This window comes from Saccharopolyspora rosea (genome assembly GCF_025643595.1).
In the GTDB taxonomy this organism is placed as follows: Bacteria; Actinomycetota; Actinomycetes; order Mycobacteriales; family Pseudonocardiaceae; genus Saccharopolyspora; species Saccharopolyspora rosea.
Genome location: NZ_CP102826.1, coordinates 2,616,795 through 2,631,134 on the forward strand (window position 1 = coordinate 2,616,795; position 14,340 = coordinate 2,631,134).

The 14,340-nt window shown below is 70.3% G+C and carries 17 protein-coding genes; 9 read left to right on the forward strand and 8 right to left on the reverse strand.

The annotated features are described in order from the left end of the window. Window positions 1–24: 24 nt before the first annotated feature. Complete coding sequence (locus NV263_RS12150) at window positions 25–900, reverse strand: helix-turn-helix domain-containing protein (RefSeq protein ID WP_263253089.1); 876 nt, start codon at window positions 898–900, stop codon at window positions 25–27. 186 nt (window positions 901–1,086) lie between these two features. Here NV263_RS12150 and NV263_RS12155 point away from each other — a divergent pair, with 186 nt between their 5' ends. Together NV263_RS12155 and NV263_RS12160 are read left to right on the forward strand one after the other, a co-directional pair. Further along, window positions 1,087–1,440, forward strand: a complete 354-nt coding sequence (locus NV263_RS12155) for a hypothetical protein (protein WP_263253090.1) — start codon at window positions 1,087–1,089, stop codon at window positions 1,438–1,440. A 21-nt stretch (window positions 1,441–1,461) separates the two neighbouring features. After that, window positions 1,462–1,842, forward strand: coding sequence for a hypothetical protein (locus NV263_RS12160; RefSeq protein ID WP_263253091.1), 381 nt, complete (start codon window positions 1,462–1,464; stop codon window positions 1,840–1,842). Window positions 1,843–1,940: 98 nt separating this feature from the next. On the opposite strand, the gene NV263_RS12165 is transcribed toward NV263_RS12160, so the two are convergent. Further along, a complete protein-coding gene (locus NV263_RS12165; protein ID WP_263253093.1) occupies window positions 1,941–2,108 on the reverse strand; it encodes a hypothetical protein in 168 nt (55 codons plus the stop codon). Window positions 2,109–2,279: 171 nt separating this feature from the next. After that, a complete protein-coding gene (locus tag NV263_RS12170) occupies window positions 2,280–3,434 on the reverse strand; it encodes a YncE family protein (RefSeq protein ID WP_263253095.1) in 1,155 nt (384 codons plus the stop codon). 448 nt (window positions 3,435–3,882) lie between these two features. Here NV263_RS12170 and NV263_RS12175 point away from each other — a divergent pair, with 448 nt between their 5' ends. Further along, on the forward strand, window positions 3,883–4,137 hold the full coding sequence (locus tag NV263_RS12175) for a Smr/MutS family protein (RefSeq protein WP_263253097.1): 255 nt from the start codon (window positions 3,883–3,885) through the stop codon (window positions 4,135–4,137). A gap of 140 nt (window positions 4,138–4,277) precedes the next feature. Then, window positions 4,278–4,658 carry a VOC family protein gene (locus tag NV263_RS12180; protein WP_263253099.1) on the forward strand — a complete coding sequence of 127 codons (381 nt, stop codon included), beginning with the start codon at window positions 4,278–4,280 and terminating at the stop codon, window positions 4,656–4,658. A 174-nt stretch (window positions 4,659–4,832) separates the two neighbouring features. On the opposite strand, the gene NV263_RS12185 is transcribed toward NV263_RS12180, so the two are convergent. Genes NV263_RS12185 through NV263_RS12200 form a run of 4 tightly spaced genes read right to left on the reverse strand, consistent with a single transcriptional unit; the run spans window position 4,833 to window position 7,708 of the window. Beyond that, entirely contained in the window at window positions 4,833–5,441 is a 609-nt protein-coding gene (locus tag NV263_RS12185) for a GTP-binding protein (protein WP_263253100.1), read from the reverse strand. Continuing rightward, a complete protein-coding gene (locus NV263_RS12190; protein ID WP_263253102.1) occupies window positions 5,422–5,775 on the reverse strand; it encodes a DUF742 domain-containing protein in 354 nt (117 codons plus the stop codon). Before NV263_RS12190 ends, NV263_RS12185 begins: the two co-directional genes overlap by 20 nt. Beyond that, window positions 5,768–6,169: a roadblock/LC7 domain-containing protein gene (locus NV263_RS12195; RefSeq protein ID WP_263253104.1), complete on the reverse strand. Its 402-nt coding sequence runs from the start codon at window positions 6,167–6,169 to the stop codon at window positions 5,768–5,770. The genes NV263_RS12190 and NV263_RS12195 overlap by 8 nt, the downstream gene beginning before the upstream one ends. Window positions 6,170–6,172: 3 nt before the next feature. After that, window positions 6,173–7,708 (reverse strand): ATP-binding protein, encoded by a 1,536-nt coding sequence (locus tag NV263_RS12200; RefSeq protein WP_263253105.1) that lies wholly within the window; start codon window positions 7,706–7,708, stop codon window positions 6,173–6,175. An 883-nt stretch (window positions 7,709–8,591) separates the two neighbouring features. On the opposite strand from NV263_RS12200, the gene NV263_RS12205 reads away from it, so the two are divergent. The 5 genes from NV263_RS12205 (at window position 8,592) to NV263_RS12225 (ending at window position 13,490) form a co-directional block, all read left to right on the forward strand. Beyond that, window positions 8,592–9,824 (forward strand): cytochrome P450, encoded by a 1,233-nt coding sequence (locus tag NV263_RS12205; RefSeq protein ID WP_263253107.1) that lies wholly within the window; start codon window positions 8,592–8,594, stop codon window positions 9,822–9,824. An 11-nt stretch (window positions 9,825–9,835) separates the two neighbouring features. Beyond that, window positions 9,836–11,068, forward strand: coding sequence for a cytochrome P450 family protein (locus tag NV263_RS12210; RefSeq protein ID WP_263253108.1), 1,233 nt, complete (start codon window positions 9,836–9,838; stop codon window positions 11,066–11,068). 63 nt (window positions 11,069–11,131) lie between these two features. Next, the gene (locus NV263_RS12215; protein WP_263253110.1) at window positions 11,132–12,064 is read left to right on the forward strand and encodes a quinone oxidoreductase family protein; all 933 of its coding nucleotides are present in this window, start codon (window positions 11,132–11,134) and stop codon (window positions 12,062–12,064) included. 116 nt (window positions 12,065–12,180) lie between these two features. Then, a complete protein-coding gene (locus NV263_RS12220; RefSeq protein ID WP_380758370.1) occupies window positions 12,181–12,315 on the forward strand; it encodes a hypothetical protein in 135 nt (44 codons plus the stop codon). Window positions 12,316–12,422: 107 nt separating this feature from the next. Further along, complete coding sequence (locus NV263_RS12225; RefSeq protein ID WP_263253112.1) at window positions 12,423–13,490, forward strand: tartrate dehydrogenase; 1,068 nt, start codon at window positions 12,423–12,425, stop codon at window positions 13,488–13,490. Window positions 13,491–13,782: 292 nt separating this feature from the next. On the opposite strand, the gene NV263_RS12230 is transcribed toward NV263_RS12225, so the two are convergent. Then, window positions 13,783–14,190: a hypothetical protein gene (locus tag NV263_RS12230; RefSeq protein WP_263253114.1), complete on the reverse strand. Its 408-nt coding sequence runs from the start codon at window positions 14,188–14,190 to the stop codon at window positions 13,783–13,785. Between the last annotated feature and the right edge of the window lie 150 nt (window positions 14,191–14,340).

Below are 14,340 nucleotides of genomic sequence, written 5' to 3' on the forward strand. Positions count from 1 at the left end.
TGCTGCTTCTCTCCTCGGCAACGATCACTGCTTGAAGTCCCGAAGAACCTGTTTGAGGAACTTTCGCGTCTCGTCGAAGCGTAGCGCGGCATTGGACAGTCGCGCCCATGCCGCCTCGTACGCCTTCAATGCCTTTTTGTCGTCGACGTACCGCAACTCCGCTTCGCCTTCGACGTACACCAGCTCCAACGGCCCAGCCATGCCCGGAGAAGGCACGCGAATCAGCGTGAAGGGGTTCCCGATCGGAGACCTGCGCCCGGGCGGCTGGTTGAACGGCATGACCTGCAAGTGCACGTTGGGACGGTTGCTCAGCTTGATCAGGTAGTCGATCTGCTCCCGCATGACCTCGGCGTCGCCCCACACGCGCCGGATACACGACTCGGAGAGCACGAACTGAAGAATGGGAGGCTCCGACACAGTGAGAATGTCCTGGCGTGCCAACCGAGCCTTGATCCTATCTTCGAGAGGTACTCCGTGGCCGTCCGGCTGGTCGGCGTGCATAGCGCGAACGTAGCTCTCGCATTGCAGCACTCCTGGAACGACCTCCACCTCGGCCGCACGCATCTGGTCGGCATGCTTCTCCAAGTCGACCAGCAAGCGGATCTCTTCGGAGTAGGCGCGGTTGTGCCCGGTGGTCCAGTGACCTCGTTTGTGGTTGTCGCGACGAAGGTCGCGCAGGGCTTCGTGGTAGCCCTCATCGCTGAAGCCGAGCTTGGTAGCAAGCAGCACGAGGTCGCCGGGGCTGATGCTGCTCCCGCCGTTGATCAGGCTCCCGATTCGGGACTGGCTTGTTTCGATCATGCGTGCGGCGTCGGCCTGGGTGAGCCCAGCGCTGGTGATCATGTGCGCGATCTCGTGCCCGAGCAGCAGCTTCTTGGCTGTGCGGACCGTGGCGGGCATAACTGTGGACCTCTCCGTCTCATGAGCTCGGAAGCAGCGCGGTGCTGTGCGCCAGAGGATACGGCAGGTTTCACCCCAATGGACGGAGAGTAAGGCTTGTGATCCCAGCTAAAGAGGTCCATGCTTGGACCCCAAGCGTTGCTGTGATCTTCGACTCTGCCCGCTTCCTTCTGCCGGAGGTGTCCGATGCCAGAACGACTCTTCTTCGCCTGGACGTTCAGCTGTGCCGACGAGCACGAGCACGCGGTGACCGACGAGGCGTTCCTGCACGCCTACCGCGACGGTTCCGGTCTGTCGGAATCGCTGTGCGGGCACCGGGTGGTGCCGGGGCCGCTCGGCTTCCCGCCGGGTCCGCGCTGCCGGGAATGCGCGCGCTGCGTGCAGTCCCGCACCGCGCCGCCCGGTTCCCGTCTCCGAGGGGCGGAACGGTCGCGTCCCCGGCGTCGCGCGTCGGCGGTGTTCGGCCGGCTGTTCCCGCGCTCCGGTCGGTCACGTCCGTGCGCGGCGGTTCGTTGCGAGCGCGGTTCCCGTCGCGGCTAGTCAGGAACAGGAGATCCGGTGGTGTACCAGTTCGATGCGCGGCCGGAACCGTGGCTGCGGCCGCACCTGGAGGCGCTGGCGGAAGCGGTCCGAGCCGGGTTCCGCTTCCTGCACCTGCCCTCGTGGGACGATGTGCTGGCGATCCAGGGCATGCGCGTCGCGGACGGGGCGATGGATGTCTTCCTGTCCTATTCGGCCACCGACGCCCTCGCCGCGCGAGTGGCGGTGGAGAACCTGGATTTCCACGCGAGTCCGCTGAGCCTGTGGGAACAACGCGGCGCGGTCGCCGACGTCCTGACCGAACTGCTGGCCCTTCCGCCCCACGGCGCACCGGGAGCTCCCGTCCTCGTCACGGGCCGGGTGCGCGACCTCTGGTTGCCCGGACGTTTCCCCGCCGTCTGACGTCCAGCGCCGGGTTCGCCCGTTTTCCCGCTATTCCACGGGCGCGATGCGGACGATGTCCTTGCGGTCGCGCGGGAACCAGCGCGCCTCGTGGTGCGTCAGCGGCGGGCGGTCGCGCGTCCGACGGCGAGTCCGATGAAGAAACCGATGATGGCGCCCAGGACCAGCACGCCGAGCAGCACTGCCCCGATCGCGTGGCCGATGGTCTTGAGGATGCCCGCGGCGTAGACGTGGCTGGCCATTTCGACGGTGTGGTGCATGAGCATGGCGCCAATATAACGAGCCGGATCCGGGGGTGGAGTGGGCGGTCCTCGCGCGATCCCGTTCATTCCAAGGCATTTCGGGCGCATCCGGCGCGAGGCGGTCGAGCCGGCACGAGGTGCGGAAGTCCGGAGTGCACCGACGTGGGAGTCAGGGCCGCGCCGGGTGCGGCCCGGTCAACGGGTGATGCCGGTGTGCCCCAGCGAGAACCGGCCTGGCTGCGGCCACACGCACAGGCCGTGCGGGTGGCCGCCCACCGGGATCCTGGCCAGCAGCTTGCCGTCGGCGGTGGACACCACGTAGACGGCGTTGTCGTACCGGCCGGAGAGCCACAGCTGCCGACCGTCCGCGGTGAGGTTGCCCATGTCCGGGCTGCCGCCGCCGGGCAGGCGCCACTTCACCTGCTCGGCGCCGGTGGCGGCATCCAGCACGCTGATGCTGCCTTCGAGGCGGTTGGTGACGAACAGACGCCGGCCGTCGCGGTTCAGGTAGAGGCCGTGGGCGCCCCGGCCGGTGGGGAGGAACCGCACCACGGCGGTGGCGGCGCCGTCGAGCACCCAGACCCCGTTGGCGTCGGAGTCGGCGATGTAGTACGCCGATCCGTCCGGGGCCAACTTGATGTCCTGCGGTCCCATGTGCGTGTGCCGCTGGGGCATGTCGATCATCCGCAGCAGCCGGTGGCCAGCGACGTCGATCACGGCGACCCTGCCGGAGAATTCGCAGGTGAACACGGCAGTGCGGCCGTCAGCGCTGAAGTCGCCGTGGTCGATGCCGCCGCAGGCGGGCACCCGCGTGACGTCCTGCTGCCGCCAGGTGCGCGGGTCGTACCAGAACAGGGCCTCGTGGTCCTCGGCCACCGAGATCGCGGACCGGCCGTCCGGGGTGAAGTACATGTTGTACGGGTCGGTGACCGGGATTCGCTCGCCGGGCTTGCCGGTTCTCGGGTCGAAGCTCAGCACGTGGTCGCTCAGGTCGTCGGTGGCGTACAGGGTGCGCATGTCCCAGGAGGGCACGACGTGCTGGATCTCCCTGCCCGCCGGATACCGGGCGATCACGCGGAAGGACTTCGGATCGATGACCCACACGTCTCCGGATCCGGTGTGCGGGACGTACACCAGCGAGGGGTCCTGGAGCACGGCGGGCGAGAGCATGTTCGAGCCGGCCTGCGAGTAGACGTCGTGCACGTCGAGCACCGGCGGCATCCCGGGCAGGCCGTCGACCGCGGGGGTGTGCGGTGCGCCGTGCTCCGTCCCCGCCCGGTGCGGGGGCGGTGCGGTGGTGGCGCACGACACCGCCGCCAACAGCCCGGCGAGCAGGACGGCGACCGACACGCACCACCGCGATACCGGTGGTCGGAACGAACGTGGTTTCGCCATGCGTGCCGCACCGTCCTCCTGACTTGCCCGGAGTCGCCCTCGCGCTCCCGTTCGACGGGCCGCCGAGCAGCGGAGCGCGACTACCGCCTGTGCCGTGTCCCGCACTGCGAGTGTGCAGCAATCCCATCCCCGGTTGCCGGGCACCACGTCGCGGTGCGAGTGGTTTCGCCGCCGAGCGGGTTCGAGACCGGTTCCGGCGGCGGGCGTTGCGGGGGCGAGCACGTCGATACCGCGTGCGGCGCTCGGCTGCTTGGTGGGCAGCGGCATCGTGGGGGCTGGTTGCCCTCGAAAGGCACGAAGCGTGCGCGTTCGTGCCTCGACCTCGCGCGGGGCTTGGGTTCTCGCGCGCATCGTGCTTGGCTCCAGCGGGAACCGAGTCACCGACCACACCCGGGAGGACGCGATGCCGGAGAAGTTGACCGTGGATCTTCACCCGATCTTCCGCAGCGACAGGGACATCGACAACGCGGTGCGCAACGCGATCTTCCGGGCCGCCGGCGAGAACGTGCCGCTCGTCGAGGTCATTCCGGGCAAGGGCTCCGGCAAGCTCAAGAACCGCGTGCTCGCGATGCTGAAACAGCCCCACATCAAGAAGCTGTACCGGCGCGTGGAGGCCGCCCCGGGCAACGACGGGATGGTGCTGGTGCACTTGAAGTAGCCGACCCCAGCCGGAATCGCCGTGCACCGAAAACATGTCGCCCGTGCTCGCCTCGGCCGGTATGGTCGCGGAATTCGCTGCCGGGAGCCATGAGGTCGCGTGTGGCCCCGCGGTTCCCCACGCGAGAGCAGGTTTCGCCAATGGCATGTCGTATCAGTGAGCTCGTGCTCGGTTGCCGGGACCCCGAGGTGCTGGCGCGGTTCTGGTGCGAGGTCCTGGACTTCGTCGTGCTCGATCGCGAGGGCGACGACGCGGTGGAGATCGGGCCGCGCGAAGGGTTCGGCGGCCCGCAGCCGACGATCGTCCTCAGTCGCAGGGACGAGCCGGAGAAGGGGAGATCCCGGCTGCACATCGACGTCAACGCCACCGACCGGGATCAGGACGCCGAGCTCGAACGCCTTCTCGCGCTCGGTGCCCGCCCGGCAGACGTCGGCCAGACAGGACAGGAGCAGTGGCATGTCCTGGCCGACCCGGAAGGCAATGAGTTCTGCCTGCTCAAGGCCCGACTCGACGCGCTCTGATGCTCATCGGTCACGCCTCGATACCGGGATCTGGGCTCTGATCGGACCCATTCGTCGATCGCGGCTCGGCACGCGTCGTCGGCCGTTGCCCGCCAGAAGGATTCCGACTCGCCGCGTTCGCGGTAGACCGCGTCACCGACGCGCGTGAACTCGTCGGGCCGGTCCCGGAGCGCGTCACCGGTGCGCTGTGGTGGCCGTGGTTTCCATGGCGTGCTTGACGAGGGTGATCAGCGCGTGCACCGACGACGACCGTTCCCGGGCGTCGCAGGTGACGATCGGGGTTTCGGGCAGCAGGTCCAATGCGGACCGCACGTCCGCCACGTCGTAGCGCGGGGCGCCGTCGAACTCGTTGATCGCGACGGCCATCGGCATCGTCGTGTTGAGCTCCAACTGGTCGAACACCTCGAAGCTGTCGTCGAGGCGACGGGTGTCGACCAGCACCAGGACCCCGACGGCGCCTTCGGACAGGCCGTACCACAGGTCCCAGAACCGGCGCTGTCCCGGCGTGCCGAACAGGTAGAGCACGATGTCGTCGGCGAGCGTGCGCCGCCCGAAGTCCATGGCGACGGTCGTCGTGGTCTTGTTCTGCAGTCCCTGCAGGGAATCGATCCCGACGCTCGCGGTGGTCATCTGCTCCTCGGTGCGCAGCGGTGGGATCTCGCTGACCGAGCTGATGAGCGTGGTCTTGCCGACCCCGAACGCGCCCGTGATCAGGAGTTTGGCCGAGTGCGTGACCGTGTCCGCGACGTGTCGGGACGTCGGGTCAGAGTTGGTAGAGACCATCGAGCACCTTCTCCAGAATCGCGCGGTGGGGCACGTCGCTGCGGGGAGCCGCGGAGTGGATCACGAGATGTCCCGAGTCCACGAGGTCCGACGCGATCACCGCGACCAGGCTGACGGGCTGCCCCAGGTACACCGCGGCCTCCGCGAGGGAGAGCACTCCCTGGCAGAGGTCCAGCAGGGTCCGCTGTTGCCGGTTGGCGGACATCGGCGTCGGCTGTCCGGCGTTGCGCAGCAGGGTCTCGGGCCGCAGGACGTTCCGCGACGGGTGGACGCGACCGTTGGTCAGCACGTACGGGCGGACCGGGTGGTCGTCGTAGGGCGTGGCGTCACTCATCGCCGTGGCGGGCCGGGGTTCCCAGGGTGTGCTCGCCGATCATGTTGACCTGGGCCTGCATCTGCTGGGCGATGAGGCCCGGGTCCGCCCAGTCCTCGGCGACGACGGCCAGGCGGGATCCCTCGCCCGCTTCCTGGACGAACAGCACGCCGCCGGAGAAGTCGACCACGACCCGGTTGATGCCCGGCTGCGTGCCGAACTGGTTGCTCACGGAGATGCCCAGGGACACCAGGCCGGTGCACTGCGCGGCGACGTAGTCGGCCATGTCCTTCGACAGGCTCGGCGTCTGGACCCGGACCAGGCCGTCGGAGCTGAGCACGACGGCGTGCATCACACCCCGGGTGTTCTCGATCTCGCTGAGCATCCAGCTGTTGTCGGTGATCGAAGCGTCCATTCGTCATTCCTCGCGGTCGTCATCGGTCGTTTCCGGTGTCGCGGGCGCCTTGGCGGAGGCGCCGAAGAACCTGGCCATCCACTGGCCGACTTCCTCGGGGGAGCGGGTCTCGCCGCGCTCGGGCGGCCAGATCAGCGGCTTGCTCTCGGCGGGCTGCGGGGCCACGTCGCCGCGGCGGGAGCGCCGCTGCGGCAGCTGCGGGGTCTCGCCGGCCTGCTCGGTCACCGGTGCGGCCGGCTTCCGTTCGACCGGCTCGGCCGCGTGGGAGCGCTGCGCCTGCTTCCCGACCGCGGGCGGCTCCGTCGCCGTTTGCAGGTAATCGCCCGGGATGAACACGATGGCGCGCAGGCCGCCGTAGACGGAGTTGGCGAGGTCGACGCGGAACCCGTGGTGCCGCACGTACCGGCCGACCACGGCCAGGCCGGTCTGCGGGGCTTCGCCGAGCTCGGCCAGGCCGACCACGCGGTCGCCGGAGGCGATGTCGCGCAGGTGGGCCAGCAACTGGGGCTGCACGCCGTTGCCGCAGTCGTCGATCTCGATCACCGCGCCGCGCTGCACCTGCCGCACGGTGACCAGGACCTTGAAGATCGGCGCGGAGGACTGGGTCGCGTTCGCGAGCAGCTCGGAGATCAGGTGGATCAGCGGTTCCACCTTCGGCGGGGTCACGGCCACGCCCACGTTCCCGGACACCTCGACCCGCTGGTAGGCGGTGATCCGGCCGCGCGCCGCGTGCGCGATGTCCTCCAGGCTGACCGGTCGGCGCCACTGCTGCCCGGGCTGCTCGTCGCACAGCACCGCGAGCGACTGCGCCTGGCGTGCCTGCTGGGCGGCGGCGTGGTCGATCTGGAACCTGATCTCCAGCACTTCGGGGTCGTTCTCGTAGCGGCGGGTCAACTCCGCGGCCTGGTCCTGGATGCGGTGCGCCGAGGACTGGACCTTGCGCGCGAGCGAGGCGACCGCCGCGTGCACGACGTCATCGCGGCCGAGCTGCCGGTCGCGGACCTGCTCCAGTTGTGCGGCGCAGTCGTGGGCGAGGGCGCGGGTGGTGTCGTCGCCGGTGCGGGTTTCCGGCCAGGGTGGGGCGGGTGCGTGCTGGGCCAGCGCGGGCAGCTGTTGCTCGGCCAGGTGCCGGAGCAGCTCGGCCCGTTCCTCGGCGACCGCGGCCCAGGCGCGCCGGCGTTCGTGGGCGTGGTGCAGTTGTGCGGCGCAGTCGTGGGCGAGGGCGCGGGTGGTGTCGTCGCCGGTGCGGGTTTCCGGCCAGGGTGGGGCGGGTGCGTGCTGGGCCAGCGCGGGCAGCTGCTGTTCGGCCAGGTGCCGGAGCAGCTCGGCGCGTTCGTCAGCGGCCGCCGCCTGGCCGCGGAGCGCGCCGACCGTTCTGCGGTGAGCCCGGGTGGTCAGCGCGCAGGACGTGATCGCGACCACGAGCGCCGCGGCGGCGCCGACCCACCAGCCCCACCCCGACGGCGACGTCGCCGAGGACGGGCCGACGATGAGCACGACGACGGCGAACGCGAACAGGACAGCGGGACCGAGCCACATCAGATGAGCTGATCGCTGCTGCGGCCACGGAGAGGACATGATGCTCCAGACGGATGGGAATGGTGGCGGGGACCGTCAACGTTCCGAGGTCACGGGCGTTCTCGGGACGCGCCGCGATCTGTCCGCAGTGGACGAACCGGGCGGAGCGTGCCGGAGGAGGTCGGGACGTGCCGGGCGGCCTCGACGGACGCAGCGCGGGGAACCGGCGATCGGCATGGACGACCGTGCACGTCGAAGGCGTGTCCCAGGGCGAAACATGCGGCTCCCATGCGGTCAGCACAATGCAATCCGGAGGCGGGTATTCCGAGTGGCGAAGCTACCACGCGGTGCGCGGGTGTCGTCCGGCGAGCAGTGGTGCCGCGATCGCCGATCTCGCGTGTGCGCAACATCGGGTACGCCGATTCCTCCGTTCGTCGCAGTCCGGGCCGGGAAAACCCCGACCACGATGACCTCGGTGAATGCAATCGGTAGCAGATGTGGGGTGGATTTGGCGGATGTTCGAGGGTTTTCCCTGGTCGTGCGCGCGGGCGGTTTCCGCCTGGTCGTCCCTGGTCCGCCGGGCGGGCAAAACCGACCGGTAGGGCGGTTCTCCGCGTTCGGCCCGGTGCGGGCGGGGGGGCGTCGACGAGTTCGGCGAGTCGGTTCGCATTCAACCAATTCGCGGCACGCGCGGTTCCGCTGGAACGAATCAGATCCCCACTCGGGAATCGATGGCCATCCGCCACCGGCGGTTCTGCCCCAGGGCTGTCCAGATAGGACGGTTCGGAGTGGATCGGGCCCCTGGAAAAATCGAGCCGAACCCGTATGATCCGCACTTCGGAACGGTCGTCGACCGCCGCCCCGCCACATCCGCTCCCGAAATCCGCATCGACGAAAGCACACCATGACAGCGCTCACCCTCGACCAGTTGGCCGCGCACCACGACCTGACGCCGCTGACGGCCACGACGACCTGCTCGGATCCGCAGGCCGCCTACCAAGGACTCCGCGACCGCTGGGGGCACGTCGCTCCCGTCGAGCTCGAACCGGGCATCCCCGCGTGGCTGCTCCTGGGCTACCACGAGATCTGCCAGGCGGCGCGCGACGAACGGCTGTTCTCCCGCGACCCGAACAACTGGCGGCTGTACGCCCAGGGCTCCGTCCCGCCGGACTCCAACCTGGGCCCGATGATGTTCCCCCGCGACAACGCCTACTTCTCCGACGGCGACCGGCATCGCCGCCTGCGCGCACCGCTGGACGACGGACTGGAACGCATCGACCGGCAACGCCTCGGGCACCGGATCCGCGCCGCGTGCGCCGAACAGATCTCGCTGTTCGCCGGGCGGGGAGAAGCCGACCTGGTCGGCGACTACGCGGCCGTGGTGCCCATGCTCAGCGTGTGCGGGTTCTTCGGCATCAGCACCGACCAGGGCCGCGAACTCCGCGACGGCCTCATCGCCCTGTTCGGGTCCGGTGAGGACTCCCAGGAGGGCAACCGCGCCTTCGAACGCATCCTCTCCCGCGCCATGCAGGACCACCGCGAGCGGCCCGCGGCCGACCTGACCACCGCGTTCCTCGAACACCCCAACCTGACCAACGATTTCGAGATCGTGCAGTCGATCGTGCTGATGATCTCGGCGGGGTACGAGACGACCACCTCGTGGATCGCGCAGGCGCTGCGGTTGATGCTCACCGACCGGCGGTTCGCGGGCGACCTGCGCGGCGGGCGGCTGGGCATCGACGACGCACTCGACGAAGTGCTGTGGCGGGACCCGCCGATGGCGAACATGCCCGCCCGCTACGCGCTGGCCGACTGCGAGATCGCGGGTCGACCCATCCAGCAGGGCGACGCGCTGATCCTGGGATTCGGAGCGGCGAACAACGACCCCCGCATCCGTCCCGAATCCGGGTGGCACGAGTCCGGGAACCGGTCCCACCTGGCCTGGAGCGTCGGCCCGCACACCTGTCCGGCGTCCCGGCAGGCCCGCGTGATCACCCGGATCGCGGTCGACACGGCGTTGAACGAACTCCAGGATGTGGCCCTTGCCGTCGACGAAAGCGAGATCGGGTTGACGCCGTCGCCGTGGACCCGCTGCCCGGCGAGTCTTCCCGTCCGCTTCACACCCCACCGGTCCTAGGAGGCCCGATCATGTCCGATGTGGACACCACCACGCCGGTCGTTCGCCTTGACCCCGAAGCCGCCGACCACCACGGCGAAGCCGAGCGGATGCGGCAGCTGGGCCCCGTGGTCCGCGTCGTGCTGCCCGGCGAGGTCACGGCCTGGGCGGTCACCACGCACGAGCTGGTGGCCGAGCTCGTGGCGCATCCGGCGGTGAGCAAGGACTGGCGCAACTGGACTGCCATCCAGCGCGGCGAGGTCACCGACGAATGGCCGCTGATCGGGATGATCAAGGTGACCAACATGGTCACCAGCGACGGCGCGAACCACCAGCGGCTGCGCCGCCCGCTGACGCGCACCTTCACCCGCGGCCGCGTCGAGGAGCTGCGGCCGCGGATCACCGCGATCGTCTCGGAACTGCTCGACGGGCTCGGCGACCAGGCCGGGCCGGACGGCGCGGTCGACCTCCGCCAGCACTACGCCTATCCCATCCCGATGGCGGTCATCTGCGAGCTCGTCGGCGTCCCCGAGCCGTGGCGGGCGCACCTGCGCACCCTGGTGGACAGCATCTTCCGCACCAACACCACGTCCGAAGAGGTCGTCCGGACCCAGCGGGAGCGCCACGAACTGCTGGCGAACCTGGTGGAGCTGCGCCGCCGCGAACCCGGGGAGGACCTCACCAGCGCCCTGATCGCCATCAACGACTCCGAACCCGAGCGGCTCACCGACGAGGAGTTGGTGGACACCCTCTGGTTGCTGCTCACCGCGGGCCACGAGACGACGTTGAGCCTCATCACCAACGGGGTGCGCGCGCTGCTCACCCACCCCGAGCAGCGCAAGGCCGTCCTCGACGGCGACCACGACTGGGCGGCCGTGGTCGAGGAGGTGTTGCGGTGGGACGCCCCGATCGGCAACTTCCCGGCGCGGTACCCGCTGACCGACATCACGCTGGGTGGCGTCACGATCCCGCGCGGCGAGGCGATCCTGGCGCCCTACAGCGGGGTCGGCCGGGACGTGGCCCAGCACGGAGCCGACGCGACGGCCTTCGACGTCACCCGCGAACCCACCCGGCACCTCGCCTTCGGCGGGGGCCCGCACTTCTGCCTGGGAGCCCACCTCGCGCGGCTCGAAGCGACGACCGCGCTGCACGCCCTCTTCGACCGCTATCCGCAGCTCGAACTCGCCTGCGACCCGGCGGACCTCGCGCCGGTCCCGTCGTTGTTCTCCAATTCCGCGGCCACGCTGCCGGTGCGCCTCGGGTAGTCGGCGGTTTCCCGGAATCCGGGACGGGAATAGGACCGGTGCCGGGCGCGGTTGCGCGCGGGTATGAAGGCTGTGGGAGTAACCGAGTTCGGCGGGCCCGACGCGCTGGAGGTGCTGGACCTCCCGGAGCGCGACGCCGGTCCCGGACAAGTCCGCATCCGGGTGCACGCGGCGGCGGTCAACCCGACCGACACGCTGATCCGGTCGGGCGGCCGGCAGCTCACCGGGGGACCGCCGTACGTGCCGGGGATGGACGCGGCGGGCGTGGTCGACCAGGTCGGCCCCGGCGTCGGCGACCGGCTCGCGGTCGGGCAGCGGGTGGTCGCGCTGGTGGTGCCGAGCGGGGCGCACGGTGCCTACGCCGAGCGGATCGTGGTGCCCGCCGCGTCGGTGGTGCCCGCTCCGGCCGGTGCGGACTTCCCCGCCGCGGCGACGCTGCTGATGAACGCGATGACGGCCCGCCTGGCCCTCGACTCGCTCGCGCTGTTCCCCGGGGACGTGGTGGCCGTGACCGGGGCGGCGGGGGCTTTCGGCGGATACGTGGTCCAGCTGGCGAAGGCCGACGGGCTGCACGTCATCGCCGACGCCAAACCCGACGACGAGGAACTGGTCCGCGGCCTCGGCGCCGACGAGGTGGTGCGGCGCGGCGACGACGTCGCCACGCGCATCCGCGAGCTGGTGCCCGACGGCGTTGCCGGTCTCGCGGACGGTGCGCTGCTGCACGAGCGCGTCGTCCCCGCGGTCGCCGACGGGGGCGCGATCGCGACGGTGCGCGGGTGGGACGGTCCCGCCGAGCGCGGCATCCGGGTGCGCCCGGTGTGGGTGCGGGAGGCCGCCACCGACACGGCCGCCCTGGACGGGTTGGCGCGCCAGGCCGAATCGGGCGTGCTCAGCCTGCGGGTCGCGCGCGTCGTCCCGGCCGAGCGGGCGGCCGAAGCGCACCGCCTGCTGGAAGCGGGCGGTGTCCGGGGACGCCTGGTGCTCGACTTCGGCTGAGTGCCCGTCGGGAGCGGTGCGGGGATGCGGCACCGCTCCCGACAGCGCGTTTCAGTGCAGGAAAACGACGGTTCCGGGAGATCGTCGTCGAGGAGTCGCTCAGCTCGCCGTCGCTGGTGCGCACGCTCGACGGCCTCAACGGGTGCCTGCCCGACCTGCCGCCCCAGGTGCGGGTGGAACGCGGCGACATGGCCCGGCAGCTGATGGTGCACGTGGTCGCCGACCGGGGTTGCGGTCCTCGGATCCGGTGACCAATGTGGACTCCAGGGCGCGGCCCGGCGCGTCTTGACGGGTGGTCCGCTGCGCGGCGATCATGCCTGCGCACCGCGTGGTGCCGGACCAGCAGGGGAGCCGCCCGATGAACGAACCCACCTACCGCATCGCCTCGATCCCCGGCGACGGCATCGGCGTGGAAGTGCTGCCGCAGGGCGAGATCGTGCTGCGCGCGGCTGCCGAGCGCTACGGGTTCACCCTGCGGTTCGACCGGTTCGAGTTCGCCAGCTGCGACTACTACCTGGCGCACGGCCGCATGCTGCCCGAGGACTGGAAGGAGCAGATCGGCGCGCACGACGCGCTGTTCTTCGGCGCCGTCGGCTGGCCGCAGACCGTCCCGGACCACGTGTCGCTGTGGGGTTCGCTCGTGCAGTTCCGGCGCGAGTTCGACCAGTACGTCAGCCTGCGGCCGGTGAAGCTGATGCCCGGGGTCGACGCGCCGCTGAAGACCGCGCGCGACATCGACTTCGTCATCGTCCGGGAGAACACCGAAGGCGAGTACTCCCAGGTCGGCGGCCGGATGTTCAGCGGGACCGAGCGGGAGATCGTCACCCAGGAAACGGTCATGACGCGCGTCGGCGTCGACCGGATCCTGCGCTACGCCTTCGAACTCGCCACCCGGCGCGGGACCCCGCACGTCACCTCGGCCACCAAGTCCAACGGCATCTCGATCACCATGCCGTACTGGGATGAACGCGCCGCCGCGATGGCCGCCGAGCACCCGGACGTGGCCTTCGACAAGTTCCACATCGACAACCTCGCCGCGCAGTTCGTGCTGCGCCCGGACCACTTCGACGTCGTGGTCGCCTCGAACCTGTTCGGCGACATCCTCTCCGACCTCGGGCCCGCGCTGTCCGGCACCATCGGCATCGCGCCCTCGGCCAACATCAACCCCGAACGCCGCTTCCCGTCTCTGTTCGAGCCGGTGCACGGCTCGGCGCCGGACATCGCGGGCAAGGGGATCGCCAACCCGGTCGGCCAGATCTGGGCGGCCTCCATGCTGCTCGACCACCTCGGCGAGCGGGACGCGGCCGCCGCGGTGCTCCGCGCCGTCGAGGAGGTCCTCGCCGACCCCGCCGTGCGCACCCCGGACCTGGGCGGCACCGCCACCACGGAGACCTGCGGACGCGCGATCGCCGACGCGGTGCGCTGAACGACCCCCGCCGGACCAGCCGCGGCCTCGGGTGTGGGCGGCTTCCGGGGCTCAGAGCCTGTCTTCGAACCTGCTCCCGGAACCCGCGTGGTAAGCGGCGTGAGCCGCTTTCTCTTTCGGTGAGTGGTCTCGCAGCTGGCACCGCCGCGGGTTCTCAGCGGTCGTCTCGCGAGGACAGCCCCGACGCCGTGTATTGGGCATACATCAGGAGGGGCTTCCGCAGTCGAGACGGCCGCTGAGGTTCCGCTACCGGCACCGCCACCCAAAACGAGTTCGGAGACAGGCTCTCAGCTCAGTTCCGGCTGGCGTGCTGCGGGTTCGGCAGGGCGCCGCACAGGTGCGCGGGGAGCCCGTCGGTGGTGTTCGGCGTCGTCGCCAGCCACTGGGCGACCGCTGCGAGGTCGTCGGCGGTGCGGATCGGGCCGACGAGCAGCACTGCGCCGAGCGGTTTGCGGTCGGTGTCGCAGGGTTGCACCAGGACCACGGCTCCGCGTCCTGCGCCGGCGGTCTTCCTGAGGTGGCACCACAGCTGGCCGAGCTGGCAGCGCGAGCGGACGAGGACGCCGTGCGGACAACTCCGGACGGTGTTGCGCAGTACGTCGAGGACGGGGAGGTCGTCGCTGTTCGCGCAGTCGGCGCACAGGATTGCGGTGAAAGCGGCGCGGGTCTCCTGCTCGGTGCTGCGGCGGTCGTCGTCCATCGGGTCCCCTCGGATGGCGGGTGGAACTCGATGGAAACGATAACCATTTCCACTAATTGGTGTCCAGCGGGCGCCAGGAGTGGGGGAGGGATGGGCCCCGCACCGCGCCGTGGTCGAGTCACGAACAGCGCCGCGGGGGAGACGAGGCGG